We start from the raw sequence: 25,859 nt of genomic DNA, 5'->3' as shown, positions 1-25,859 counted from the left end.
CGACCTTCACCACCGCGTAACCCTGATCACCCAGGCTCACACCGGCCCAGGCCGGCAATTGCGCAGGGTCAGCGCTCAGGGCCACCTTGAGCAGCGCTGCAGGCATTCCTTTGGGGTCTTCGCGCGAAATGATCACCGAAGCCGGCATGCCCGAGGCGTCCGCGCCAGCCTTCCAGGCGGCCAGTTGCTTGGCGCCTTCTTCGCTGGCGAGTTCGGCCGCGCGCTGGGCCACCAGGCGAGCGCGCACACTGTCGCGCACTTCGGCCAGGGGCTTGGTGCGGGCAGGGGTGTGACTCACCACGCGTGCTGCGGCCAGCTGACCGGATCCGGTTTCCACCGCTTCGGTGTTGCGCTTGCTTTGCACCGCCTCGGACGCGAAGATGGCATCGAGCATCCGCGGATTGGCCAGCACGCCAGCGTCCGCACCGGGCTGACGCGTCAGCCCCTTGAATGTCTTCACTTCAAGTTTCAGGCGCTCGGCCGCGGGCTGAAGGCTGTCTGCCTGCTCGTAGACCAGGTTGCCGAACGTGTCTGCGGATTCGGCGAACAGCTTTTGCGCCTGTTGCTGTTTGAGATCGGTTTCGATCTGCACGCGCATTTCGTCAAAACTGCGCGGCTTGGGTGCCTTGATATCGGTCAGCTGGATGATGTGAAAACCGAAGTCGGTCTCGACCACGTCGGAGATCGCGCCTTTTTCCAGCGCAAACACCGCGTCTTCAAAGGGCTTGACCATGGCGCCACGCCCGAAATAGTCCAGGTCGCCGCCATTGGCCGCAGAGCCTGGATCTTTCGATTCGGCCTTGGCCACGGCCGCGAAGGTTTGCGGGGCTTTGCGAACCTGTTCGAGCAGCGCCTGCGCACGCTGGCGCACGGCATCTTTTTCTGGCGCAGGCGCTCCCGCGGGCACGCTCAGGAGGATGTGGCTGGCACGGCGCTCTTCGTTGCCCGACAGGCGGGAAACGTTCTGCTCGTAGTACGAGCGCACATCGGCTTCGTTGAGGGTCACAGACTGCTGCAGGGCCGCTGCGTCCAGCACCAGGTATTCCACGTCGGCCTGCTCGGGCGCCTGGAACAGGGCCGGGTTCTCCTGGTAGAAGCGCTCGATGTCGGCATCGGCGGGCTGAACGCGGCTGGCCTGATCGGCAGCGGCAAAGCGCTGCACGCGAACCTCGCGCCGTTCGAAGAAGGCATTGAGCGTCAGCTGGGCCAGATCGGCCGGAACGAAACCGGAACCCGTCACGCCCTGCCCCACCTGCTGTTTCGACAGGTCGGCCCGAACGCTGGCCTCGTACATCTCGGGCGTCATGCCCTGGCGGCCCACGAGCTGCTTGTAGGCCTCGACATCGAGCGTGCCGTCGGCGCGGCGCAGGGCGGCAATGGTCGGGTCTTGCTGCAGCGCGCGGGCCAGGTGCTGGTCGCTGGTGTAGAGCTTGAATTTTTCGGCCGCTGTCACCAGCAGACGGTCACGCACCAGACGCTCCAGCGCGGCGTAGCGAAACTCTTCGCTGTCGAGCAGCTTGGCGTCGAGGGTCGGATTGGCATCGCGCAGGCGCTGCGACTCCACACGATGAGCCTGGTCCCATTCGGCCTGGGTGATGTCCTTGCCGTCAACCGACGCCACCGCCTCACCGCCCGGGTTGGGGTCGGAAAAGCCCTGGACACCGAAGAGGACGAACCCGGGAACGATCAGGATCAGCAAAAAGCCCATGAGGTACTTCTTGTGATTGCGGATGGATTCGAACATGCCTTGAATTCCTGAAACAACAAACGGCAACAGACTCTGCTCTGCCTGCGCCGGCAACAAAAAAGGCGAACCCGGGTTCGCCTTTTCGATGGTGGTGGGTGCTGACGGGTCAAACCGCCGGTCTACGCCTTGCAAGGGGTTATGAAACCCTTAAAAATCAACAACTTACAAGAAAAAACCAGCTTGACTTACCAACTCGCGAAAGGAAGTGACCTCGAATTTTACTCGGATCACGCAAGGGAATGCTCCTCGGCCAGAACCAGCTTCCCGGACAACAGGGTTCTGACCCATCCGCTCTCTGCTGTTATCCCTCATCCCTCATCCCCAGTCATGTGCAGGGGAACACGGAATCCTGCCTGCAGCGTGGAGGTTCTGCGCAGTCTGTCCCGACGATCACGAAAGAGGAGCCGTCAAGTACCGTCGCACCAGCGCACAGTTGTTTGAGAGAGCAGAGAGCACCCGGCTTCGGGATGCAACGTTGCATGACGCTGCGTCTTACAATGGCCGCATGGCTCTCCATCCAACCATCACTGCCCACCCGGCAGCTCGCCTGTGCCTCGCGGCAGGCGGCGCCGTGGCCGGTCGCAAGCTGATGGGCTCGGCGGGACTGCGCCAGCCGGCCGCACATTCTTAAGCCCGGCGATACCCCTTCCTCCTTTTTTGCGCAATCCATCTATCGCCGGGCCCCAGCCCAGCGCGATAGCGGGCGTCGCCTTTTCGCGGCACGCCTGCACCAGTTGGAGTGCACATGCACAAGCCCCAGGATGGTGAGCGACTGCTCACCGAGATCGATTTCGCACGCCTGAACAACCTGCACAGCGAACAACTTCCGCCCGAGCTGGTTGACACCCTCGATTCGCTGGACCTCGTCCCCTCGCGCGAGATCCCGCCCGACATCGTCACGATGTACTCGCAGGTCATCGTCGAAGACCTGGCGTCGAAGAAGCGGCGGAAGCTCACGCTGTGCTACCCGAACGACGCCGAACCGCACCAGGGTTTCATCTCCGTGCTCTCGCCGGTGGGCGCCAGCCTGCTTGGCCAGCGCGTGGGTGCCATCGCCCGCTGGCGAACCCCCAATGGGGATGGGTGCGCGGCCGAGATCGTCACGCTGCTGTTCCAGCCTGAAGCCAGCGGCGACTACACCACCTAGCGGTTCATCACCACCGATCTCACGCTCCGCGTGCCTTGTGCCGCGGCGCGGGCCTTCGTCCGTCCAGGAATTCCCATGCACTTCGACTCCATCCTCGCCGTCTCCGATTTCACGGTGCTGTCCGCGCACGCGCTGGAGCGCACAGCCCTGCTGGCCAGACAACACCAGACCCCACTGCGGCTCGTCCATTTCGCCGACAGCCCGAAGACCTATCTGACCGCCCCCTCGCGCGCCTGGGTCAGCGTGCGCGCCAGCTGGCCAGGCGCCATGGGCTGAGCAGGTCCGCCGGCGGCACCATCACCGGCCCGCCTGCAGATCCACCGCCAGCCGCCCCAGCGTCCTGATCGCCCCGTCAAAACGCACATCGCCCGGATGCCCCACGTTCAACCGCAGGTGGTGGGTGAAGCGGTGGTCGGCCGAGAACAGCACGCCTGGCGCGGTGCTGATGGAGCAGGCGCGCGCGCGGTGGTGCAGCGCCAGGGCGCCCACCTCGGGCGGCAGTTCCAGCCAGAGGAAATACCCGCCTTCTGGCCGGGTGACGCGGGTGCCGGCCGGGAAGTGCCGCTCCACCAGCTTCAGCGCGTGGGCCTGCTGCGTGGCCAGCGCCTCGCGCAAGCGGCGCAGGTGGCGGTCATAGCCCCCCTGGGCCAGGTAGTCGGCCACCGCCAGCTGCGGCGGAATGGCCGTGGCCAGCGAGGTCATCATCTTCAGCCGCTCGACCTGGGGCGCGTAGCGTCCTGCGGCGGCCCAGCCGACGCGGTAGCCGGGTGCCAGGCACTTGGAGAACGACGAGCAGTGCAGCACCCCGCCCTGCTGGTCAAAGGCCTTGGCCGGTGGTGGGCGGCGCGTGCCCGCGTGCAGCTCGCCGTACACATCGTCCTCGATCAGCGGCACGCGGTGCTGCGCCAGCAGCGCCACCAGCGCCTGCCGCCGGGCGGTGGGCATGAGCGCGCCGAGCGGGTTCTGGAACGTGGGCATGAACCAACAAGCCGCCACCGTCTGCCTGGCCAGCAGCTCGCCGAGCGCTTCGATGTCCACGCCCTCCTTCGGGTCGGTGGCCACCTCCACCGCCTTCAGGTGCAGGCGCTCCAGGGCCTGCAGCGCGGCGTAGAACGTGGGCGACTCCACCACCACCACGTCACCCGGCTTAGTGACCGCCTGCAGGCACAGGTTGAGCGCCTCCATGGCGCCGTTGGTGATGATGAGTTCGTTGTCGGCCAGCGCTACGCCCTGCAGCGCGTAGCGCTTGCGCAGCGCCAGGCGCAGGCCCTCGTCGCCCGCGGTCAGCGCACCCGTGATCTGGCTGGCCTTCAGGCGGCGCATGGCGCGCGCACCGCTGCGCGCGAGTTCGTCGAAAGGGAACAGGTGTGGTGCCGGAAAGGCCGAGCCCAGCGGCACCACGTCGGCATCGCGTGTGCTGCCGAGCAGGTCGAACACCAGTTCGCTGATGGCCACCGGCGTGGCTTCGCTGCGCGGTGGCGCCACCTCGGGTCCGGCCCGCACCGGCCGGCGCGTGGCGCGCACAAAAAAACCGGAGCGCGCGCGCGCCTCGATGAGCCCGATCGATTCCAGGTGGCCATAGGCCTGGAACACGGTGGACGGGCTCACGCCGCGCTGCGCGCAGGTGGCCCGCACCGAAGGCAGGCGCTCGCCCGGGCGCAGCAGGCCGCCACGGATCGCCTCGGCCATGTCTTCGGCCAACTGCTGGTAACGGGTCAGGCGCAAGCCGGTCATCTGATCTTCCCAGGTCCAAATTCCTGGGCATGTTACAGCGCAGACGGTCGGACCAGCGCCCCCGGCTCCATCGGACGATCCGACGGGTGCTGCGTGGTCAAAGCCAGCCCGACAGCAGGGCCAGCACCAGTGCGGTGGCGATCCCATTCAGCCCCATGGCCAAGGCCGCGAAAGCCACGCTGCCCGGGTGCGTCTGCAAGACCCGCGCGACGCCGATGGCGTGTGCCACCAGGCCGAGCGTGAAGCTGCTCACGACCTCGCCCTGCGGCCCCTCATCCACGCGCAGCCAGCGCAACAGCGGCCCGGCCAGACAGGTGCCCAGCACGCCGGTGGCCACCACCGCCATGGCCGCCACGGCGGGTACACCACCTGCGCGCTCGGCCGCCAGCATGGCCATGGGCATGGTGGCGGCCTTGGGCGCCAGCGACAGCGCAAAAGCCATCGGCGTGCCCATGAGCCCGCACAGCAGCAGAGTGCCCAGCACCGACGCCAGGCAACCCGCCGCCAGCGCGACGAGCAGGGGTGCGGCCAGCCGCCGCAACAAGGCCGCCTGCCGGTAGAGAGGCACGGCCAGGGCGATGATGGCCGGCCCCGTGAGCCAGCGCAGCACGCGGGTGGCCTCGGCGTACACCGGGTAGCCGCTGTCGGCCAGCGCCAGTGCAGCGAGCACCAGGGCCGTGCCGGTGAGCACGGGCAGGCACAGCAGGTGGTGGCCGCTGCGCCGGTACATCCACAGCGCGGCCAGGTAGGCCGCCAGCGTGATCGCCGACCAGAGCATCAGCGCGACGACCGCCGGATCAGCCGCTGCAGCGTCCAGGCGGTAACGACCAGCGTCAGGGCCGTGACCACCACCGCCACGAGCAGGAACGCTGCGGCGTGTTGTAACAGCACGCCGGCGTACAGGCCCACGGCGGCCACCGACGGAATGAGCAGGAGCATCAGGTGGCGCAGCAACGGCGTGCTCACATCGTCCAGCGCCTGCGGCACCCCGCCCGCCATGAACAAGGCGCCGAGCAGGAGCAGCAGGCCCACCAACGCGCCGGGAACCGGCCAGCCCCACCAGCCCACCACAGCATCGCCGAGCCACTGCAGGCCCACCAGGCCGCTGGCGGCCAGCAAGGCCCGGAAGGTGCGCGGTCCGTCCGACAACAATTTGAACAACATGGGACGAGTATCCCGCGCGAACGCCCGGCGCCACAGATCAGATTCGGGCACTTTCAGACGGGTCAGACCGTCTGGGAAAACGCATCTGATCCGGTCAAATATCAATATATCTGGTTCTTGGCCATCAGATGTCTCGCGGCCACCATACGTTGCATGCGCACTGAACCCCTGGCCGCCGGTCCGACCATCCATGCCAATACCCCGTTTTCCTGCCGCGCCCTGCCGCGGGTGGTGGACACCGGTCTGCTGCGCTGCGCCGTGCCTCCCGCCCTGGGCGGCACGGGCGGAACCCTGCACGACCTGGCTGCGAGAGCCCGGCGCCTGCGCGAGCACGACGCCGAAGCCGCCGACATCCTGCTGGCCCAGCGTCTGGCCATCGAGGCGCTGGTGCGTTCGCGCAACGTGGCCCTGCGTGAGCTGTGGCTGCCCGATCTGCTCGCCGGCCTTCGCGCCGGCACGGTGGCCCTGGACGGCCCGCCGCTGAGCGGCCACGACACGGGCCGCGGCTGGCTGCTGAGAGGTCGATTCGAGCACATCGCCAACCTGCCCTGGGAAGGTTTCTCCCTGGTGGCACCGGCTCACCTGGGCGAGGGTCCGGCGAGCTGGGTGCTGCTGCGCAGCGAGGAGGACGGTCTGTCGGTCGAAGCCCCACAGGCCACGGCCGTCCAGGGTTCGGGCGACGGCCTGCGCACGCTGCACCTGAACCCGGTCTTCTTTCGCGAGGACGAGTGGCTCGGCGGCCCCGAACTGCGCACCCACCTGGCCCCGGTGGCCGCGGCCCTCTCGGGCGGCCAGCCGGGTGTCCCCACCTGAACCCCTTCATCCAGACCATGTCGACCCCCACCCGCACCATCCCCATCGTGTCCGCCGCGTGCGGCCCCTCCGAAGACAAGATCCAGATGCGCTCGATCACGGGCGTGTTCACGCGCTGGCGCTGGGCCATGGTCTGGCTCACGCAGGCGCTGTTCTACGGTCTGCCCTGGCTGACGCTGCACGGACGCCAGGCCGTGCTGTTCGACCTGCAAGCCGACCGCTTTTTCCTGTTCGGCGCTGTGCTGTATCCGCAGGACCTGATCTACCTGGCGGGCCTGCTGGTGATCAGCGCCCTGCTACTGTTCTTTGCCACCACGCTGACCGGGCGCGTCTGGTGCGGCTTCGCCTGTCCGCAGACGGTGTACACCGAGCTGTTCCAGTGGATCGAGCACCGCACGGAAGGCGACCGCCAGGCGCGCCTGCGGCTCGACCGCAGCCCGTGGAACGGCCAGAAGCTGCTGCGGCGCGGCGGTAAACACCTGGCCTGGGCGCTGCTGGCGCTCTGGACCGGCTTCACGCTGGTGGGCTACTTCACACCCATCCGCGAACTGGCCCAGGCGGTGCCACACCAGCTCGGCCCTTGGGAAAGTTTCTGGATCGGCTTCTATGGACTGGCCACCTACGGCAACGCGGGCTTCCTGCGCGAGAGCGTGTGCCAGCACATGTGCCCGTATGGCCGCTTCCAGGGCTCGCTGATGGACGCCAGCACCCTGTACGTGGCCTACGACGAGCGCCGGGGCGAGCCCCGCGCACCGCGCCCCCGCGGCAGCGACCCGGCGCAGCGCGGCAGCGGCGCCTGTGTGGACTGCACCCTCTGCGTGCAGGTGTGCCCGGTGGGCATCGACATCCGCCAGGGCCTGCAGGCGGCCTGCATCAGCTGCGGCCTGTGCATCGACGCCTGCAACCAGGTGATGGACAAGCTGCGCGCGCCACGGGGATTGATCCGTCTGGCGTCGGAGCGCGAGCTGTCCCGCGCAGACACGCCGGCCCTGACGTTGCGCGCGCACCTGGGGCGGCGCAGGGTCATCGTCTACGGCGGTCTGATCACCCTGGCCTCCACGCTGATGGTGCTCAGCTTCATCCACCGCCCCACCCTGCGCCTGAACGCGGTGCGCGACCGCGCGGTGCTGGCGCGCCAGGTCGAGAGCGGCGCGGTCGAGAACGTGTACCGGCTGCAGCTGATGAACGCGAGCGAACGGGCGCGCGATGTGCAGGTGGACGTGGCCGGCGCCGACGGTCTGAGCCTCACCGCCCCCGCGCGCGTGCACCTCGCGGCGGCGGGCGCCCAGATGCAGACGGTGACGCTGCGCTTGTCCCCCGAACAGGCCCGGATGCTGGCCGGCCAGGTGCTGCCGATCCGCATCGGCGTCACCGGGACCGACGGTCATGCCATCGAGCGCGCCGAGACATCGTCCACCTTCATGGTGCCGCGTTGAAACCACCGGAACCCCTGTTCGGCGGGCTCTCGGACAAGAAAAAAGGGCCTGGATTTCTCCAGGCCCTTTTTTCTGTCTGAGTTTCTTTGGTGGGTGCTGACGGGGTCGAACCGCCGACCTACGCCGTGTAAAGGCGCCGCTCTGCCAACTGAGCTAAGCACCCCACCGGAAAACCGGTATGGCGCTTCAGTTCAGCGCATCCTTCAATGCTTTGCCCGGGCGGAACTTCGGCACCTTGGCGGACTTGATCTTGATCTCTTCGCCGGTGCGCGGGTTGCGGCCCTTGCGCGCAGGACGCTTGGTCACGGCAAACGAACCGAAGCCCACCAGAGAAACGGTGCCGCCCTTCTTCAGGGTGGTGCGGATGGCGGTGATGGTGGAGTCCAGTGCACGCGTGGCAGCCGCTTTGGAAATATCGGCGTGCTTGGCGATGTGTTCGACGAGTTCTGTTTTGTTCACAAATAGCCCCTCTTGAAGTGATTGAAATTTCTTGTGGACCGTTCAGCCGCCCTGTTCAGAAGTCTGTCTGACGACGCACTGACTGTATCGCTTGTGTTCGCAATAGCCGGGCAACGAGGTCCGACCGGTGCCCGTGGATTAGACCCATGGGTCAAGTTCCCTGTCAACACGTCAGCCCGCGCGAGTGGCAGCTGGCTGAACGAAAGCGCAGATTCTATGCGCTTTGTCAGAGGTCAATCGGTTGCTTCGTGAAATTTGGCACGCATGCCGGAACGGTCACACACCGTTTCAACCGCGCAGTGCATTTTCGATCGCTCGCCCCACATCGGCGGTGCTCGCGGAGCCCCCCAGATCGGGTGTGCGCGGGCCACCGCTGCCGGGCTGCAACACCGCTTCAATGGCCTGCATCACCGCATCGTGTGCCGCGCGGCAGCCCAGGTGGTCGAGCATCATGGCGCCGCACCAGATCTGGCCAATCGGGTTGGCAATCCCTTTGCCCGCGATGTCGGGCGCCGAGCCGTGCACCGGTTCGAACAGCGAAGGGTGCTGGCGCGTGGGATTGAGGTTGGCACTGGGCGCGATGCCGATGGTGCCGGTGCAGGCCGGGCCCAGGTCGGACAGGATGTCGCCGAACAGGTTGCTGCCCACCACCACGTCGAAAAAATCGGGGCGCTGCACGAAGTGCGCGGTGAGGATGTCGATGTGGAACTTGTCGACCTTCACGTCCGGGTACTGCTTCGCCATCTCGGCCACGCGCTCGTCCCAGTAGGGCATGGTGATCGCGATGCCGTTGGACTTGGTCGCGCTGGTCAGGTGCTTCTTGGGTCGCGAGCGCGCCACTTCGAAGGCGTGACGCAGCACACGGTCCACACCGATGCGGGACATCACCGTTTCCTGCACCACGATCTCGCGCTCGGTGCCGGCGTACATGCGCCCGCCGATGCTGGAGTATTCGCCCTCGGTGTTCTCGCGCACGATCACCATGTCGATCTCGCCAGGCTGGCGCGGGCTGCCGTCGCGACGCACCACCGGCGCGGTCACGCCGGGCATCAAGCGCGCGGGACGGATGTTGACGTACTGGTCGAACTCACGGCGGAACATCAGCAGCGAACCCCAGAGCGAGACGTGGTCGGGCACCTTGTCGGGCCAGCCCACGGCGCCGAAGTAGATCGCGTCGTGCCCACCGATCTGTTCCTTCCAGTCGTCGGGGAGCATCTTGCCGTGCTTCTCGAAATAGTCACAGCTCGAAAAATCGAAGTGGTCGAACCGCAGCGGGATGTTGAACTTCGAGGCCGCGGCTTCCAGCACGCGGATGCCCTCGGGCATGACTTCGGTGCCGATGCCGTCGCCAGCGATGACCGCGATGCGGTGGGTGGTGCTCATGGGTGTCTCCTGAGGGTCAAGGGGTGAAAAAATCGAGGGCCTCGGCGACCACCCGCTCGGGCGACTCCTCGGCGAGGTAGTGGCCGCATGGCAGGGCCTGACCAGCCACCTGTTCTGCGCGCTCGCGCCACAGCGACAACACATCGAAGCAGCGTCCCACGGTGCCGTGTTCGCCCCAGAGCACGCGCAGCGGCTGTGTCAGGCGACGGCCCGCGGCAATGTCCGTTCGGTCGTGATCCAGGTCGATACCCGCGCTGGCGCGGTAGTCCTCGCAAATCGACGTCGCGGTGCCGGGTAGCGCGATGCAGCGCTCGTATTCCGCGAGGGCTTCAGGATCGAACGGCGCCAGACCCGCGTGACGGCTGCCCATCACGCTGCGCACGTAGCGCACAGGGTCGGACGCGATGAGGGCTTCGGGCAACGGCGGCGGCTGGATCAGGAAGAACCAGTGCCAGTAGGCGCGCGCAAAGACCTCATTCGTCTGCGCGTACATGGCCAAGGTGGGCGCGATGTCGAGCAGCATCAGGCACTGCACGGCCTGCGGGTGGTCGGCCGCCAGCCGGTGCGCGACACGGGCACCGCGGTCGTGCGCCAGCACACCGAAACGCTCGAAGCCGTGTTGCGCCATCACGGCCAGTGCGTCGAGCGCCATCTCGCGCTTGCTGTGCGCGGTGTGCCCGGCGTCGGGTTCAGGGCGGGACGAGTCGCCGTAACCGCGCAGGTCCATCAGCACCACGGTGAAACGCTGAGCCAGCGCTGGCGCCACCCGGTGCCACATGGCCTGCGTCTGCGGATGGCCGTGCAGCAACAGCAGCGGCGGTCCTTCGCCGGCCACGCGCGTGTGCAGGTGCACGCCATCGCGCGTCACTGGGTGGGTCTGAAAGCCGTTGAACATGGGCGCAAGCTTATCCCGCATTGGAGCAATAATCTGGCAATTGATTCGTTCTTCAAAGGAAACAATTGGACCGCCCCGATCTCGAACTGGTGCTCGCGGTGCGCCAACACGGCAGCCTGGTGATGGCCGCGCGGGCGCTGCGGGTGGCGCCTTCGGCCGTGACCAAACGCCTGGCCGCGCTGGAGGCCCAACTCGGCCTGCGCCTGTTTCAGCGCACGACCCGCCGCGTGAGCCCCACGGCCGAAGGCGAGACCCTGTGCGAACGCGCCAGCGAGCTGCTGCGCGGCTTCGACGCGCTGGAGGCCGAACTGCGCGAGCGACAGTCCGAACCGGCCGGGCCGATCCGGCTCGCGGCCACCTTCGGCTTCGGCCGCCTGTGGCTGGGCCCGGCGCTGGCCGACTTCCAGGCCCGGCACCCGGCGGTGACGGTCCAGCTGCAGCTGACCGAACAGCTGCCCGACCTGGCGGTGGACGGTTTTGATGGCGCCATCTGGCTGTGGAACGCCCCGGGGCACCGCGCGGCCGAATGGGTGTCGCGCCGGCTCGCCGCCAACCAGCGGGTGCTGGTGGCGGCCCCCGCCTACCTGCAGGCCCATGGCGAGCCGCGCTCGCTGACCGACCTGGCGGCCCACGCCTGCCTGGTGGTGCGCGAAAACGGAGGCGGGCCGGGGCAGCGTTTTGACCACTGGCGGCTGCAGCGCGAGGGTGAGCCCGAGGTGCAGCACACGCCGGTGCGCGGGCCGCTCTCCAGCAACTCGGGCGAGATGGTCCGCGACTGGTGTCTGGCCGGCCACGGCATCATGCTGCGCAGCCTGTGGGACATCGCGCCGCAACTGGAAAGCGGTGCGCTGGTGCGGGTGCTGCGCGACCACGCCATGCCCGACGCCGACATCCACTGGCTCGCGCCCTACCGCGCACAGGTGCCGCGGCGCATCCGTTTGCTGGTGGACTTTCTGGCCGATCGGTTCAAGGACGAACCGTGGCGAAGGGTCAGCGCGCTGGCCGCACCACCAGGCTCACGCCGAAAGCGGTGAGCGCGGTGCCCGCCAGCGTCACGGCGGTGATCGGCTCGGCAAACAGCAGCCAGGCGATCAGCGCCGTGCACGGAGGCACCAGGTACATCAGGCTGGTGACCGAGGCCGCCGCACCGCGCTGGATCAGCATGTACAGCAACGAACTGCCGCCCAGCGTGAGCCCGAGCACCGACCAGGCCATGGCGCCCATCAGTTCGGCGTTCCAGCGCATGCTCTCGGTTTCCACCAGAGCCAGCGGCAGCGTGACCAGCAGCGCCGCCATCAGCTGCACGGTGTTCGCGCTGCGCACGTCGCAGGGCATCACAAAGCGCTTCTGGTAGAGCGTGCCGGCGGTGATGGCAAACAGCGCCATGACGGCGAACGAGAGGTTGAGCCAGGTGGCCTGGTCGCCCGGTCCACCGGCGCCGAACTTGCGCGAGACCACCAGCACCAGACCGGCAAAGCCCAGCAGCAGGCCGACCCACTGGCGACGCGACACATGCTGCCCGCCCACGCTGGTGAGCCATATGGCGGTGAGCACCGGCTGGATACCGACGATCAGAGACGACAGGCCCGAGCCCATGCCCGCCTTCACCGCGGCCCACACACCGCCCAGGTAGCCCGCGTGCATCAGCACACCGGTCACCGCCAGATGCAAAGCCTGGCGCCGGTCGGACGGCCACTTCACGCCAGCGACCACGATCCAGGGCAGGAAACAGAGGATGGACAGTGCGTAGCGCACCGCCAGAAAAGACATGGGCGGCGCGTGCGGCATGCCGTAGCGCGCGACGATGAAACCCGTGCTCCAGATCAGCACGAACACCCAGGGCATGGCGCGCAGCCACGCGTTGTCTCGGATCGCTGGCGTCATCAGCGCGAGCGGGCGCGGATCTCGGGCAGCGCCTTCTGCAGGTAATACACCATGGACCAGATCGTCAGCACCGCCGAGATCCAGATCAGCCAGGTGCCCCACAGGTGGGTGTCGATCACGCCGAACAGCTGGCCATTGAACAGCAGGAACGGAATCGCGGTCATCTGCACCGCCGTCTTGAGTTTGCCCACCATGTGCACCGCGACGCTCTTGGTGGCGCCGATGATGGCCATCCACTCGCGCAGCGACGAAATGGCGATCTCGCGGCCGATGATGATGAGGGCCACGAACACGTCGGCCCGCTCCAGATGCACCAGCACCAGCAGGCTGGCGCAGACCAGGAACTTGTCGGCCACCGGGTCGAGAAATGCACCAAAAGCCGAAGTCTGGTTGAGCCGGCGGGCCAGGTAGCCGTCGGCCCAGTCGGTGGCGGCAAACACCACGAACATCACCGTCGCGATCAGGTTCTGTTCTTTGGCACTCATGCCTTCCAGATAGAACACCCCAATGATCAGCGGGATGGCGACGATGCGCGCCCAGGTCAGCAAGGTGGGAAGGTTGAAAAACATGGAGGGATTATGGAGGGATGTCCGGGCCGCCCGAAAAAGACCGGCTGGCCAGCGCCTGCCGTGAAGGGTCAAGGCCCGCAATGGTTACATTTGTACACTGCTTCAAACACCGGCAAAAACCAGACCAGGGTTTCACCACCGCCCCCCGATCCCGGGGACCCCGTGATCCACGCAGTTTTTGCTGCAAATGCCGTTCCACCCGCCCACCGGTTTTTCCATGAGCAGCCACGAGCCAGCCCGCGTTGCGGGTCCGCGCCACTACACCTTGCGTTTCACGCTGGTGGCCGCCTTCGCCGGCGTCACGCTGCTGGTCGGGTTGATCATCAGCGCCGCCACGACCCATCTGGTGGGCGGCTTCGTGAACGACGAGTTCCGGCTGCGGCTGGCCGACCTGGCGGCCGTCGCCGCCAGCCAGATCGACGTGCCGGCGCACCACCGCTTGCAGCGGGCGGCCGATCAGGACAGCCCGACGTACACGGCCCTGCGCCGGCAGTTGCGCGACATCCGCGATCGCGGCACACACATCCGGTTCGTCTACACCATGCGACAGCGGCCCGACGGACAGGTCGTGTTCGTGGTCGACGGCGAAGAAGATCCCGCTGCATTCAGCCCCCTGGGTGAGGTCTACACCGACGTCGCGCCGGAACTGCTCAGTGCGTTCGCGGCCCGCCCCGGTTCACCCGCGTCTTTTGTGACGGCCCGGTTCTACACCGACGCCTGGGGCACCTGGATGTCGGCTTTTGCCCCCCTGTACCTGCCCGATGGACGCCTCGACGCGGTGCTCGGCATGGACATCTCCGCGCACCGCATCCTGGCGCAAGAACGGCAGCACCAGATCGTGATCTGGGCGGTGTGCGCTGCGTTGATCCTGCTCTTCATGCCCGTGGCCTACGTCATCGCCCAGCGCCTGCGCCGCCCCTTGTCGCAACTCGAAGCCGAGATGATGAAGGTCAAGCAGTTCGATCTCGACAGCGCGCCGACCATCCGCTCCCGCATCATCGAAATCAACGGCATGGTGCAGCAGCTGGAGAACATGAAGTCGGGCCTGCGCTCGTTCCAGAAATACGTGCCCGCCGACCTGGTGCGCCGGCTGATGGCCCGGGGTGTCGATGCCGAGCTGGGCGGAACGCAGCAGGACCTGACGATTTTCATGTCGGATGTGGAAGGGTTCACCGCCATGGCCGAACGCCTCGCACCGGCCGATCTGGTGCACCACCTGGGCGAGTACCTGACCACCGTGACGGGCAGCCTGCTCGAAACCGGGGCCACGGTGGACCAGTACATCGGCGACGCGATCCTGGCTTTCTGGAACGCGCCGGAGCCCACGGCGGACCACGCGCTGCGCGCCTGCCGGGCAGCGCTCGACAGCCAGACACAGACCGCCGGGCTGAACCGGAAGTGGGCCGCCGAAGGGCGGAACGTGGTGTTCAGGACGCGCATCGGCATCAACACGGGCGAAGCGATCGTGGGCAACATCGGCTCTGTCGACCGCATGAGCTACACCATCATCGGCGACCAGGTCAATCTGGTGAGCCGGCTGGAAGCCGCGAACAAGTTCTACGGCACGTCCATCCTGCTGTCGGAAAACACCTTCCAGCAGGTCCACACCGTGTTCGCCACCCGACTGGTGGACCAGGTGATCGCCTACGGCAAGACCGTGTCGATCCGGGTCTACGAACTGCTCGGTGAACATGGCCAGCTGCCGGCCGGGCTGGAGGCCATCGCGCGCAGGTACGAAGCGGCGTTCGGGCACTACGGCGGCCGCGAGTTTGCGCGGGCCGCAGAACTGCTGGAAACCAACCTGAGCGGCGACCTCGCCGACCCACCGTCCCGGGTCCTGCTCGACCGCTGCCGGCAGTTCATGACCCAGCCACCCGCGGCCGACTGGGACGGCAGTTTCGTGCTCACGAGCAAATAAAGCGCCGCCTTCGTGCGGCGTCAGTGCAGTGCGCGGTAGATCGCGTCGGCCAGTTCGCTGGAAACGCCTTCGACCGTGCAGAGGTCGTCCACGCTGGCCGAGGCCACACCGCGCACACCGCCAAAGCGTTGCAGCAGGCGCGCCCGCTTCTTCGGCCCCACGCCCGGGATGTCTTCGAGCCGGCTGCCGCCCGTGCGCACCTTGGCGCGCTGGGCGCGCATGCCGGTGATGGCGAAGCGGTGGGCTTCGTCACGGATCTGGGCGACCAGCATCAGCGCCGCCGAATCGTGGCCCAGGTAGACCTTTTCGCGGCCATCGGCGAACACCAGCTCTTCGAGTCCCACCTTGCGACCCTCGCCTTTCTCCACCCCGACGATCAGCGAGAGGTCCAGGCCGAGCTGCTGGAACACCTCGCGCGCCATGCTGACCTGGCCCTTGCCGCCGTCGATCAGCACCAGATCGGGCATGCGCGGCCCGGTCGGCAGGCCGGAGGTGGCGTCGGTCGCGCCTTCGGCTGCGGGTTCTGAAGCGTCCGTCGTCTCGGCGGGCGCGGCCGCTTCTTCGGATTCCGCACGCAGCGCCTCGGCGATCTTGCCGTAGCGACGCAGCAGCACCTGCCGCATGGCGGCGTAGTCGTCGCCGGGCGTGATGCCGTCGATGTTGTAGCGGCGGTACTGCGCGTTCTGCATCTTGTGGGCCTCGAACACCACACAAGACGCCTGGGTGGATTCACCCGCCGTGTGCGAGATGTCGAAACACTCGATGCGCAGCTCGTCCAGGTTGTCGTCCGGCAGCGCCAGCGCTTCGGCCAGCGCGCGCGTGCGGGCCTGCTGCGAGCCCTCTTCGGCGAGCAGGCGGGCGAGCGCGATGTCGGCGTTCTTCTGCGCCATCTCCAGCCAGATGCGGCGGTGCTCGCGCGGCTGGTGCACGGCGTTGATCCTGGCGCCGATCTGCTCGGTCAGCGCGTCCAGCAGCGGCTTGCCGACCGCGTGGCTGGTCACCAGGGTGTGCGGCATCGCAATGCCCAGGTAGTGCTGGGCGATGAAGGCTTCGAGCACCTGCACCGCCACGCGCTCGACCGGGTCGGCGCTGTGACTGCCCTCTTCCGCCATCAGGCTGTCGATCTGGGTGGCGTCTTCCACATGGGCGGGGAAATACGGCCGGTCGCCGAGGTGGCGGCCGCCGCGGATCATGGCCAGGTTCACGCAGGCGCGCCCGCCCTGCACCTTCACCGCGAGCACGTCCACGTCCTTGTCGGACACGTTGTCCACCGCCTGCTGGTGCAACACCTTGGACAGCGCGCTCATCTGGTTGCGAATCTCGGCCGCCTGCTCGAATTCGAGCTTTTCGGCGTGCGCCATCATGCGGGCCTCCAGTTCGTCCAGCACGGCCTGGGTCTCGCCGCGCAGGAAGCGCTCGGCGGCCGCCACGTCGCGGCCATAGGCCTCGCTGTCGATCAGGTCCACGCAGGGCCCGCTGCAGCGCTTGATCTGGTACAGCAGGCAGGGCCGCGTGCGGTTGGCGAACACGGTGTCTTCGCAGGTGCGCAGCCGGAACACCTTCTGCAGCAGCGTGATCGACTCCTTCACCGCCCAGGCGCTGGGGTACGGACCGTAATAGCTGTGGCGCTTGTCCACCACGCCGCGGTAGTACGCCATGCGCGGGAACACGATGGAGGGCACCGGCCGGGCGCCCGCGGTGCGGAAGGTTTCGCGCGTGCCGGTGATCTTGAGGTAGGGATAACTCTTGTCGTCCCGGAACAGGATGTTGAACTTCGGCGCCAGCGTCTTGATGAGGTTGTTTTCCAGCAGCAGCGCCTCGGCCTCGGAGCGCACCACCGTGGTCTCCATGCGCACGATCTTGCTCACCATGTGGCCGATGCGCGTGCCGTCGTGGTTCTTCTGGAAATAGCTGCTGACGCGCTTCTTCAGGTTGCGCGCCTTGCCCACATAGAGCAACTGACCCTGGGCGTCAAAGTAGCGGTAGACCCCCGGCAGGCCCGGCAGGGCCGCGACTTCGCTGAGCAGTTGTTCGGAATGCGGTGCTTCGGATTCGGATTCGGGACGGGACATGGGCGGTATTGTGAACGGCGCACCAGCCGCCTGCAGCGCTGGCCGGTGGCAAGATCACACCCATGTCGACCAACGATCCTTCCCCACCCAACCCGGACGCCCCTTTGCGCTGGGACATCTTCTGCCAGGTCATCGACAACCTCGGCGACATCGGCGTCTGCTGGCGCTTCTGCGCCGGCCTGGCCGCACGCGGGCACACCGTGCGGCTGTGGATCGACGCGCCGGAGGACCTGCGCTGGATGGTCCCCGGTGCGCTGGAAGGCCGCATCGAGGGCGTGCGGGTGCTGCCGTGGACCGAGCCGCTGTCGCCGGGCCTGCTGGGAGGGCTCGCGCCGGCCGACGTCTGGATCGAAACCTTCGGCTGCCGCCCGCCGCCAGAAGCCCTGGAACACCGGGCTGCTGCCATCGCCGCAGGCGACCCGGCACCGGTGTGGATCAACCTCGAATACCTGAGCGCCGAATCCTACGTGGAGCGCTCGCACCGGCTGCCCTCGCTGGTGTCTGACGGGCCACTGCGCGGCGTGGGCAAGTGGTTTTTCTACCCCGGTTTCACCGCCGCCACCGGTGGCCTGCTGCGGGAGCAAGACCTGCCCGAGCGGCAAGCCGCCTTTGACGCCAGCGCATGGCTCGCTTCGCACGACCTGCCCGACACCGACCAGCCGCGCGCCAGCCTTTTCTGCTACGAACCCGCCGTCCTGCCCGCGCTGCTGCAACAGGCCGGTCAAGACGGCGCCAGCGACTGGCTGGTCACCGCCGGGCGCGCGGCCGATGCCGTGACCGCTGCCCAGGCGCAAGGACTGGACACGGGCCAGGCCTCCCTGTACCGCCTGCCGCGCCTGACCCAGCACGATTACGACCACCTGCTCTGGGCCTGCGACCTCAACTTCGTGCGCGGCGAAGATTCCCTGGTGCGCGCGCTATGGGCCGGACAACCGCTGGTGTGGCACATCTACCCGCAACACGACAACGCCCACCACGCCAAACTGGAGGCCTTTCTGGACTGGCTGCAAGCGCCCGATTCGTTGCGCGCGTTTCACCGCCTCTGGAACGGCATGACCAGCGCCCAACGGGTCTGGCCGGGCTGGAGCGTGGTGGCCACCTGGCGCCCTTGCCTGCTGGCCGCACGCGAGCGCCTGTTGGCCCAACCCGACCTGGTCAGCCAGTTGCTCGATTTCATCGCCGAAAAGCGATAAAATTCAAGGCTTTGCAGAAAACTGGACCACCAGACCCCGGCGGCCGTTTCCTGAGCGCCATCTGCTTAGCCGCACAGATCGCCCCTATCAGCACAGTTCCCGGGTTTGCACCCATGCACGGAACACGCGGCCCAACTGTTGGAAACCTTATGAAAATCGCTCAAGAACTCCGCGCCGGCAACGTCATCATGCACGGCAAGGACCCGATGATCGTCCTGAAAACCGAATACGCCCGTGGCGGCCGCGGTGCAGCCACCGTGCGCCTGAAGCTCAAGGCCCTGCTGAACAACATGGCCACCGAAGTCGTCTGCCGCGCCGACGACAAGATGGACCAGATCATTCTGGACAAGAAGGAGTGCACCTACTCCTACTTCGCCGACCCCATGTACGTCTGCATGGACAGCGAATACAACCAGTACGAAGTCGAAGCCGAAAACATGGGCGACGCCCTGAACTACCTCGAAGACGGCATGGCCGTTGAAGTGGTGTTCTACGACGGCAAGGCCATCTCGGTCGAACTGCCGACCAGCGTCGAGCGCGTGATCACCTGGACCGAACCCGCCGTCAAGGGCGACACGTCCGGCAAGGTGCTCAAGCCCGCCAAGATCGCCACCGGGTTCGAAGTCGCCGTGCCGCTGTTCGTGGCCCAGGACGACAAGATCGAAATCGACACCCGTACCGGTGAATACCGCAAGCGCGTCTGATTCCGATCTGACCACCCGTTGAAAAGGCTCCTGTGGGAGCCTTTTCGCTTTCATCAAGGCCCACATGGACCTCATCACCCGCATCGCCGACGTCATCATCCCGGTGTTCCTGATCGTGGCCATCGGCTATGGTTACGCGCGCCGCCGGCCGCCCGACCTGACGGTGTTCAACCGCATTGCGCTGGACGTGCTGGCACCCGTGCTGGTGTATTCGGCCCTTGCGGCCAAAGACTTTCGCCTCGCCGACCATGTGCCGCTGCTGATCGGCGGCACCGTGCTGATCCTGGGTGGCGGCCTGCTGGCCTGGCCGCTGGCTCGCGCGTTTGGCGCCCAGCCGCGCACCCTGGTGCCGGTGGTGATGTTCAACAACTGCGGCAACATGGGCCTGCCGCTGGCCCTGCTGGCGTTTGGCCCGGCGAACTTCGGCGCTGCGGTGGCGCTGTTCTCGGTCAGCAACCTGTTCCACTTTTCCCTCGGTGCGCGCATCACCAGCCGCCAGGCGCGCACGCGCGACCTGCTCACCAGCCCGCTGATGATCGGCACCGCGCTGGGCTTTCTGAGTGCGCTGACCGATGTGCGCCCGCCCGACGTGTTGCTCTCGGGTCTCAAGCTGCTCGGAGACGCCCTGCTGCCCATGATGCTGTTCGCGCTCGGCGTGCGCCTGACCTCGCTCACCCGCGCGGGTCTGGCACTTGGTTTGCTTGGTGCGCTGGCCCGTCCGCTCATCGGCCTGATCATCGCGATCCCGCTCGCCTGGGTGCTGGGCATCGAAGGTGCCGCGCGCGGCCAGTTGCTGCTGTTTGCGGCCTTGCCACCGGCCGTGATGCAGTTCATGCTGGCCGACCGTTACCACCAGGAACCCGACAAGGTGGCCGCCATGATCATGCTGGGCAATGCGCTGGCCGTGGTCTTCGTGCCGCTGGCACTGGCCCTGGGCCTCTGAGCGCCGGAGTGATCAAGGCGGTAGGACACAATCACTGAAACGAACAACCGAAGGAGCCCCGCATGGAAGCCACCCAAGACCTGAACGAACGTCGTCTGGCCGACGCCTGGGCCGAACTGCAGTCGCACTCCAACAAAGGGCGCCCGCTGAAGGCCGACGCCTACCGCCTGGCTTTCGCCGACCCCGAGTTCCTGCTGCGCCGCGAAACGCGCGGGATCCGCTTCCAGCTGGAAATGCTCAAACCCGATCTCGCACAGCAAGAACTGGGCATAGAAAACACCATCGTGGTCTTTGGCAGCGCGCGCGTGCGCGAACCCGGCATTGCGCAGGAACACCTGGCCACGGCCGAAGCCAGCGGCAACCCAAAGTCGATTGCCAAGGCGCGCGCGCTGTTGCGCAACGCCCGCCACTACGAACAGGCGCGCGAATTCGCCCGCATCGTGGCACGCTACAGCAAGGCCTGTCCGCAGGAAGACCAGCTCTTCATCTGCACCGGTGGCGGTCCCGGCATCATGGAGGCGGCCAACCGCGGCGCGCACGACGAAGCCACGCTCAACGTGGGCCTGAACATCTCGCTGCCGCACGAGCAGTCAGGCAACCCGTACATCACACCCGATCTCAGCTTCAAGTTCCACTACTTCGCGCTGCGAAAGATGCATTTCATGATGCGCGCCAAAGCGCTGGTGGCGTTCCCGGGCGGTTTTGGCACGCTCGACGAGCTGTTCGAGGTGATCACGCTGGTGCAGTGCAAGAAGGCCAAGCCGGTGCCGATCGTGCTGTTCGGCAGCGACTACTGGAAACGCCTGATCAACTTCGACGTGCTGGTCGAAGAAGGCATGATTTCGGCCGAAGACCTGAAGCTGTTCGAGTACGTGGACGATCCCCAGGTGGCGTGGGAATACATCATGAAGTTCTACGACCTGCCAAGCGTTTGACCCCCTGCGCCGCTGTGCGGCTTCCCCCAGGGGGACCACACCAGCGGCCCGGCGGAGCCGGTTCCGTGGTGCGTGCCGGGTCAGGCACTTGGCGCCAGCTGCACCTGCAGATCAATACCCCCCACCGAGCGCCTTGTAGAGGGCGACCTGGTTCTGCTGCTGGGCCAGTCGCGTCTGCGTCAGGGCCTGCTGGGTGCTGAACAGCGAACGCTGCGCATCCAGCACGTCGAGGAAGCTGGCCACGCCGTTGCGGTAGCGCAGCTCCGCCAGGCGGAAGCGCTCGGCCTCGGCCGTGGCCTGGGCCTGCTGGGCGCGCAGTTGCTCACCCAGCGTGGCGCGCCCGGCGAGTGCATCGGCCACTTCGCGGAAAGCCGTCTGGATGGCCTTTTCGTACTGCGCCACCGCCATCTCCCGGCCCACCTGGGCCGTGGCCAGGCCGGCCCGGTTGCGACCCGCATCAAAGATCGGCAGCAAGGCCTGCGGCGCCAGCGAGAAGCCCCAGGAGCCACCCTTGAACAAGCCCGAGAGTTCGCTGCTGGCCGATCCCACGCTGGCGGTGAGCGAGATGCGCGGGAAAAACGCCGCGCGCGCCGCACCGATGTTGGCGTTCGCCGCGATCAGCGTCTGCTCGGCCTGGCGGATGTCCGCCCGACGGGTGAGCAGGTCCGACGGCAGGCCGGCGGGCAGGTCGCGGAACAACGGCTGTGTGGTCACCGCGTCCTTGGCGGGGTCGGCAAGCGCCGCGGGCAACGGCTGACCCACCAGCAGCGTGAGCGCGTTGAGGTCCAGCGCGCGCTGGCGCTGCTGCTGGGCCAGGGCGGACTCGGCCGCCGCGGTCAGCGACTCGGCCTGCCGCAGGTCCAGCGCTGACGTGGCGCCGTTGTCAAAGCGCAGCTTGGTCAGGCGCAACGAATGCTGGCGCGTGGCGAGCGTTCGCTGCGTCAACGCCAGCAGTTCGTCGCTGGCCTGCAGGCTCAGCCAGGTGCTGGCGACCGAGGCCACCAGGCTGGTCTGGGCGGCGTTGCGCGCCTCTTCGCTGGCCAGGTATTGGGCCAGCGCCACTTCCTTCAGACTGGCGAGGCGACCGAAAAAGTCGATTTCCCAGCCACTCATGGCCAACCCCGCGGTGTACAGGCTGGTGATGCTGTCGTCGGTGCTGCTCTGGCGGCTGCCCGTGGCAGCGAGGTTCAGCGTGGGGAACTGGTCGGCGCGGCGAATCTGGTACTGCGCCCGCACCTGCTCGATGTTCAGCGTGGCGACGCGCAGGTCGCGGTTGTTCTTGATCGCCAGACCGATGAGTTCGCGCAGGCGCGCATCGCTCACGAAGTCCGCCCACGCGACCTCGGCGGCCGGCGTCGCCCCGGCCACCGGCGTCACGCCGGACCACTCTGCGGCAACCGGCGCGGCCGGACGCTCGTAGGTGGGGATGAAGGAGCAGCCGGCCAGCGTCAGGACCGCCAGGGCCAGTGCGCTGCGGCGCATATTGAGAGAAGAAATCATGTCAGTGGCTCCAGCGCGTATCGAGAAGGACACGACGCAACGAAAGAAGAAGCGCTATCCAGGGCACCGCCGGGCCGGCTTTGCCGGACGGCCAGTGCCGTCCCCTTGAGGGGGTCGCGCGCAGCGCGGCGGGGGTGTTCCATCTCAATGCACTCCATGGTGTTCGGCTTCTTCGGCTTCCCGACGGTGCTGTCGATCGCTGCCCTTGAACAAGGTGCGCACCACCACAAAAAAGATCGGCACGAACACCACCGCCAGCACGGTGCCCGTGAGCATGCCGCCGATGACGCCGGTTCCGATGGCGCGCTGGCTGGCCGAGCCCGCGCCAGTGGCCAGCGCCAGCGGCAACACACCCAGCGTGAACGCCAGCGAGGTCATGATGATGGGCCGGAACCGGATGTGGGCCGCGGCCAGCGCGGCTTCGATCACGCTCTTGCCCTGCGCCTGCAGGTCCTTGGCAAATTCGATGATCAGGATCGCGTTCTTCGCCGATAGACCGATGATGGTGATCAGGCCCACCTGGAAGTAGACGTCGTTGGAGTAGCCCCGCAGCAGCGTCGACAGCAGCACACCGAGCACACCCAGCGGCACCACCAGCACCACGGCCAGCGGAATTGACCAGCTTTCGTACAGGGCGGCGAGCGCGAGGAACACCGCCAGGATGGCGAAGGCGTAGAGGATCATGGCCTGCGAACCGGCGAGTTTTTCTTCGCGCGACTGGCCGGTCCATTCAAAGCCGAAGCCCTGCGGCAGCTTGCCCGCCAGCGCTTCCATCTCGGCCATGGCCTGGCCGGTGCTCACGCCCGGCGCGGCACTGCCGCTGATGCGCATCGACGGGTAGCCGTTGTAGCGCACGGTCTGCATCGGGCCGGTGATCCAGCGCGTGGTGGCAAAGGCCGACAGCGGAACCGCCTGCGCCTTGCTGTTGAGCACGTTGATGCGCAACAGGTCTTCGGGCTGCATGCGCGCCGTGGCATCGGCCTGCACCACCACCCGCTGCAGGCGACCCGCGTTGGGGAAGTCGTTGACGTAGCTGGAACCCAGCGCGGTACCGATGGCGCCACTGATCGCATCGAATCCGACCCCCAGGGCGTTGGCCTTCTCGCGGTCGATGTCGATCTGCAGCTGCGGCGCGTCTTCCAGACCGTCCGGGCGCACCTGCGTCAGCAGCTTGCTCTGCGAGGCCATGCCCAGCATCTGGTTGCGCGCCGCCAGCAGCGCCTCGCCACCCCGGCCAGCACGGTCCTGCAGCCGGAAGCTGAAGCCCGACGACGCCCCGAGCTCGGGAATGGGCGGCGGGCTCAGCGGGAAGATGAACGCATCGCGGATGCCCGACAGCGCACCGAAGGCGCGGCCAGCCACCGCCTGGGCCGCGCTGCCTTCGCCCGAGCGTTCGGACCAGTCCTTGAGCGTGACAAACGCGAGCGCGGCGTTCTGGCCCTGGCCCGAGAAGCTGAAGCCCAGCACGCCGACCATGCTCTGCACCTCCGGCTGCTGAAGCATGAAGCCTTCGACCTGCTTCATCACAGCCAGCGTGCGCTCCTGCGTCGCACCCGGCGGCAGCTGCACGTTGACCAGCAGCGTGCCCTGGTCTTCGTTGGGCAGGAACGAGGTGGGCAGGCGCATGTAGACCACGACCGCGGCGGCCACGATGGCGACATAGATCAACAGCGTGCGGCCGGCGCGCGGCAGCAGTTTCGCCACGCCACCTTCATAGCCTTTGGCGGTGCGGGAAAAACCGCGGTTGAACCAGCCGAAGAAGCCGGTCTTGGCGTGGGCATGCCCCGCCTCCACCGGCTTGAGCAGCGTGGCACAGAGTGCGGGCGTGAGCGAGAGCGCCATGAAGGCCGAGAAGCCGATGGACATGCCCATCACCGCGGCGAACTGGCGGTAGATGTTGCCCACCGAACCACTGAAAAAGGCCAGTGGCACGAACACGGAGATCAACACCACGGTCACGCCGATGATGGCGCCCGAGATCTGGCCCATGGCCTTGCGCGTGGCCTGCAACGGCGGCAGGCCTTCTTCGCTCATGATGCGTTCGACGTTCTCCACCACCACGATGGCGTCGTCCACCACGATGCCGATCACCAGCACCATGCCGAACATGGTGAGCACGTTGATCGAGAAACCCAGGGCCATCAGACCGGCGAAGGTGCCCAGTAGCGCCACCGGCACCACCAGGGTCGGAATCAGGGTGTAGCGCCAGTTCTGCAGGAACAGGAACATCACCAGGAACACCAGCGCCACCGCTTCGGCCAGCGTCACGGCGACCTGCTGGATGGAGATCTTCACGAAGCGCGAGCTGTCGTAAGGGATGGCCCAGGTCATGCCCGCGGGAAAAAACTTCTCCAGTTCCGCCATCTTCTCGCGCACCGCTTCGGCCGTGGCCAGCGCATTGCCGCTGGGCGAAAGCTGCACACCGATACCGGTGGACGGCTTGCCGTTCAGGCGTGCCGAGGTGGCGTAGGCCTGGGCACCGAGTTCGATGCGGGCGACATCTTTCAGGCGCACGGTGGCGCCATCGCTGCTGGCGCGCAGCACGATGTTGCCGAACTGCTCGACGCTGCCCAGCTGGCCGTTGACCACCACGGTGGCGGCAATGCTCTGGCCCGCCACGTTGGGCAGTGCACCGATCTCACCGGCCGAGACCTGCGCGTTCTGCGCGCGGATGGCGTTCGTCACATCGGCCGCACTCAGGTTGAACCCGAGCAGCTTGGCCGGATCGATCCAGACCCGCATGGCGCGCTCGGTGCCGAACAGCTGGGCCTGGCCCACGCCGGGCAGGCGCTGCAGTTCGGGCACGACGCTGCGCGACGCGTAGTCGCCCAACGCGACCGGGTTCCAGGCCGGGTCGTCGCTGGAGAGGATCGCGAACAGCAGGAAGTTGTTGCGCGCCTTGTCCACCCGCACGCCCTGCTGCGTCACCGCCGAGGGCAGGCGCGGCGTGGCGCGCGAAAGCCGGTTCTGCACGTCCACCTGCGCCAGATCGGCGTTGCTGCCGGGCTCGAAGCTCAGCGTGATGCTGCCGGTGCCGTTGGCCTGGGCCACGGCTTCCATGTAGATCAGGCCCGGCGAGCCGTTCATTTCCTGCTCGATGACCGACAAGACGCTGTCTTCCAGCGTCTTGGCCGAGGCACCGGGGTAGGTGGCGTTGATGACGATGGACGGGGGCGCCACCGGCGGGTACTGCGCGATCGGCAACTGGGTGATGGACACCGCGCCCAGCACCATGATGAAGAGCGCGATCACCCATGCAAAGATGGGCCGGTCGATGAAGAATTTCGCCATATCAGTTTCCGCCGAGCCGCCTCAAGGAGGCTGAAGCCCCCATGGGGGGCAGTGAACACAGTGAACGTGGGG

The 25,859-nt window shown here is 67.1% G+C and carries 22 protein-coding genes and 1 tRNA gene (1 of these 23 only partly in view); 10 read left to right on the top strand and 13 right to left on the bottom strand.

Annotation, left to right across the window (positions count from 1 at the left end; translation table 11 throughout):
• On the bottom strand, positions 1 to 1,744 hold the 5' portion of the coding sequence (locus tag ACN5W5_RS19935) for a SurA N-terminal domain-containing protein (protein ID WP_420050195.1). The gene continues 158 nt to the left of window position 1, outside the view; 1,744 of the gene's 1,902 nt are visible here — the first part of the coding sequence; it begins with the start codon at positions 1,742 to 1,744; its stop codon lies off the left edge, out of view.
• Positions 1,745 to 2,492: 748 nt separating this feature from the next.
• On the opposite strand from ACN5W5_RS19935, the gene ACN5W5_RS19930 reads away from it, so the two are divergent.
• Entirely contained in the window at positions 2,493 to 2,894 is a 402-nt protein-coding gene (locus ACN5W5_RS19930; RefSeq protein ID WP_420050194.1) for a GreA/GreB family elongation factor, read from the top strand.
• 75 nt (positions 2,895 to 2,969) lie between these two features.
• Complete coding sequence (locus ACN5W5_RS19925) at positions 2,970 to 3,170, top strand: universal stress protein (RefSeq protein ID WP_420050193.1); 201 nt, start codon at positions 2,970 to 2,972, stop codon at positions 3,168 to 3,170.
• Between the two features lie 21 nt (positions 3,171 to 3,191).
• Here the strand turns inward: ACN5W5_RS19925 and ACN5W5_RS19920 are convergent, their stop codons facing one another.
• From ACN5W5_RS19920 to ACN5W5_RS19910, 3 genes are all read right to left on the bottom strand, one after another.
• Positions 3,192 to 4,628: a PLP-dependent aminotransferase family protein gene (locus ACN5W5_RS19920; protein WP_420050192.1), complete on the bottom strand. Its 1,437-nt coding sequence runs from the start codon at positions 4,626 to 4,628 to the stop codon at positions 3,192 to 3,194.
• Between the two features lie 97 nt (positions 4,629 to 4,725).
• Complete coding sequence (locus tag ACN5W5_RS19915) at positions 4,726 to 5,406, bottom strand: LrgB family protein (RefSeq protein WP_420050191.1); 681 nt, start codon at positions 5,404 to 5,406, stop codon at positions 4,726 to 4,728.
• A complete protein-coding gene (locus tag ACN5W5_RS19910; RefSeq protein WP_420050190.1) occupies positions 5,406 to 5,792 on the bottom strand; it encodes a CidA/LrgA family protein in 387 nt (128 codons plus the stop codon). The genes ACN5W5_RS19915 and ACN5W5_RS19910 overlap by 1 nt, the downstream gene beginning before the upstream one ends.
• A gap of 153 nt (positions 5,793 to 5,945) precedes the next feature.
• Between ACN5W5_RS19910 and ACN5W5_RS19905 the strand changes: the two genes are divergently transcribed.
• Together ACN5W5_RS19905 and ccoG are read left to right on the top strand one after the other, a co-directional pair.
• Entirely contained in the window at positions 5,946 to 6,605 is a 660-nt protein-coding gene (locus tag ACN5W5_RS19905) for a hypothetical protein (RefSeq protein ID WP_420050189.1), read from the top strand.
• 17 nt (positions 6,606 to 6,622) lie between these two features.
• Positions 6,623 to 8,041: a cytochrome c oxidase accessory protein CcoG gene (gene ccoG / locus ACN5W5_RS19900; RefSeq protein ID WP_420050188.1), complete on the top strand. Its 1,419-nt coding sequence runs from the start codon at positions 6,623 to 6,625 to the stop codon at positions 8,039 to 8,041.
• A gap of 87 nt (positions 8,042 to 8,128) precedes the next feature.
• Here the strand turns inward: ccoG and ACN5W5_RS19895 are convergent.
• The 4 genes from ACN5W5_RS19895 to ACN5W5_RS19880 form a co-directional block, all read right to left on the bottom strand.
• Positions 8,129 to 8,204 (bottom strand) — tRNA-Val (locus tag ACN5W5_RS19895).
• A gap of 23 nt (positions 8,205 to 8,227) precedes the next feature.
• Positions 8,228 to 8,500 carry an HU family DNA-binding protein gene (locus tag ACN5W5_RS19890; RefSeq protein ID WP_177139628.1) on the bottom strand — a complete coding sequence of 91 codons (273 nt, stop codon included), beginning with the start codon at positions 8,498 to 8,500 and terminating at the stop codon, positions 8,228 to 8,230.
• A 288-nt stretch (positions 8,501 to 8,788) separates the two neighbouring features.
• Entirely contained in the window at positions 8,789 to 9,883 is a 1,095-nt protein-coding gene (locus ACN5W5_RS19885; RefSeq protein ID WP_420050187.1) for a tartrate dehydrogenase, read from the bottom strand.
• A gap of 16 nt (positions 9,884 to 9,899) precedes the next feature.
• Entirely contained in the window at positions 9,900 to 10,778 is an 879-nt protein-coding gene (locus tag ACN5W5_RS19880; protein ID WP_420050186.1) for an alpha/beta fold hydrolase, read from the bottom strand.
• A gap of 65 nt (positions 10,779 to 10,843) precedes the next feature.
• Here ACN5W5_RS19880 and ACN5W5_RS19875 point away from each other — a divergent pair, with 65 nt between their 5' ends.
• Complete coding sequence (locus ACN5W5_RS19875; RefSeq protein WP_420050185.1) at positions 10,844 to 11,812, top strand: LysR family transcriptional regulator; 969 nt, start codon at positions 10,844 to 10,846, stop codon at positions 11,810 to 11,812.
• Here ACN5W5_RS19875 and ACN5W5_RS19870 read toward each other — a convergent pair.
• Complete coding sequence (locus ACN5W5_RS19870) at positions 11,769 to 12,662, bottom strand: DMT family transporter (protein ID WP_420050184.1); 894 nt, start codon at positions 12,660 to 12,662, stop codon at positions 11,769 to 11,771. The genes ACN5W5_RS19875 and ACN5W5_RS19870 overlap by 44 nt on opposite strands.
• Positions 12,662 to 13,231: a CDP-diacylglycerol--glycerol-3-phosphate 3-phosphatidyltransferase gene (gene pgsA, locus ACN5W5_RS19865; RefSeq protein ID WP_177139618.1), complete on the bottom strand. Its 570-nt coding sequence runs from the start codon at positions 13,229 to 13,231 to the stop codon at positions 12,662 to 12,664. The genes ACN5W5_RS19870 and pgsA overlap by 1 nt, the downstream gene beginning before the upstream one ends.
• Before the next feature lie 217 nt (positions 13,232 to 13,448).
• On the opposite strand from pgsA, the gene ACN5W5_RS19860 reads away from it, so the two are divergent.
• Complete coding sequence (locus ACN5W5_RS19860; RefSeq protein WP_420050183.1) at positions 13,449 to 15,149, top strand: adenylate/guanylate cyclase domain-containing protein; 1,701 nt, start codon at positions 13,449 to 13,451, stop codon at positions 15,147 to 15,149.
• Positions 15,150 to 15,169: 20 nt separating this feature from the next.
• Here ACN5W5_RS19860 and uvrC read toward each other — a convergent pair whose 3' ends face one another.
• Positions 15,170 to 17,221, bottom strand: coding sequence for an excinuclease ABC subunit UvrC (gene uvrC / locus ACN5W5_RS19855; RefSeq protein WP_420050182.1), 2,052 nt, complete (start codon positions 17,219 to 17,221; stop codon positions 15,170 to 15,172).
• A 62-nt stretch (positions 17,222 to 17,283) separates the two neighbouring features.
• On the opposite strand from uvrC, the gene earP reads away from it, so the two are divergent.
• From earP to ACN5W5_RS19835, 4 genes are all read left to right on the top strand, one after another.
• Positions 17,284 to 18,414 carry an elongation factor P maturation arginine rhamnosyltransferase EarP gene (gene earP, locus ACN5W5_RS19850; RefSeq protein WP_420050181.1) on the top strand — a complete coding sequence of 377 codons (1,131 nt, stop codon included), beginning with the start codon at positions 17,284 to 17,286 and terminating at the stop codon, positions 18,412 to 18,414.
• Positions 18,415 to 18,563: 149 nt separating this feature from the next.
• Positions 18,564 to 19,118, top strand: a complete 555-nt coding sequence (gene efp / locus ACN5W5_RS19845; protein ID WP_420050180.1) for an elongation factor P — start codon at positions 18,564 to 18,566, stop codon at positions 19,116 to 19,118.
• A gap of 64 nt (positions 19,119 to 19,182) precedes the next feature.
• Complete coding sequence (locus ACN5W5_RS19840) at positions 19,183 to 20,061, top strand: AEC family transporter (protein ID WP_420050179.1); 879 nt, start codon at positions 19,183 to 19,185, stop codon at positions 20,059 to 20,061.
• Between the two features lie 62 nt (positions 20,062 to 20,123).
• A complete protein-coding gene (locus tag ACN5W5_RS19835; protein WP_420050178.1) occupies positions 20,124 to 20,996 on the top strand; it encodes a TIGR00730 family Rossman fold protein in 873 nt (290 codons plus the stop codon).
• Positions 20,997 to 21,107: 111 nt separating this feature from the next.
• On the opposite strand, the gene ACN5W5_RS19830 is transcribed toward ACN5W5_RS19835, so the two are convergent.
• Together ACN5W5_RS19830 and ACN5W5_RS19825 are read right to left on the bottom strand one after the other, a co-directional pair.
• On the bottom strand, positions 21,108 to 22,496 hold the full coding sequence (locus ACN5W5_RS19830; RefSeq protein WP_420050177.1) for an efflux transporter outer membrane subunit: 1,389 nt from the start codon (positions 22,494 to 22,496) through the stop codon (positions 21,108 to 21,110).
• Between the two features lie 144 nt (positions 22,497 to 22,640).
• Positions 22,641 to 25,787: an efflux RND transporter permease subunit gene (locus ACN5W5_RS19825; RefSeq protein WP_420050176.1), complete on the bottom strand. Its 3,147-nt coding sequence runs from the start codon at positions 25,785 to 25,787 to the stop codon at positions 22,641 to 22,643.
• Positions 25,788 to 25,859: the final 72 nt, after the last annotated feature.

This window comes from Hydrogenophaga sp. ZJX-1, assembly GCF_048590325.1.
Lineage (GTDB): Bacteria > Pseudomonadota > Gammaproteobacteria > Burkholderiales > Burkholderiaceae_C > Hydrogenophaga.
Note: the sequence above shows the minus strand (reverse complement) of the source record. Positions and strands in the feature narration are given on the sequence as shown.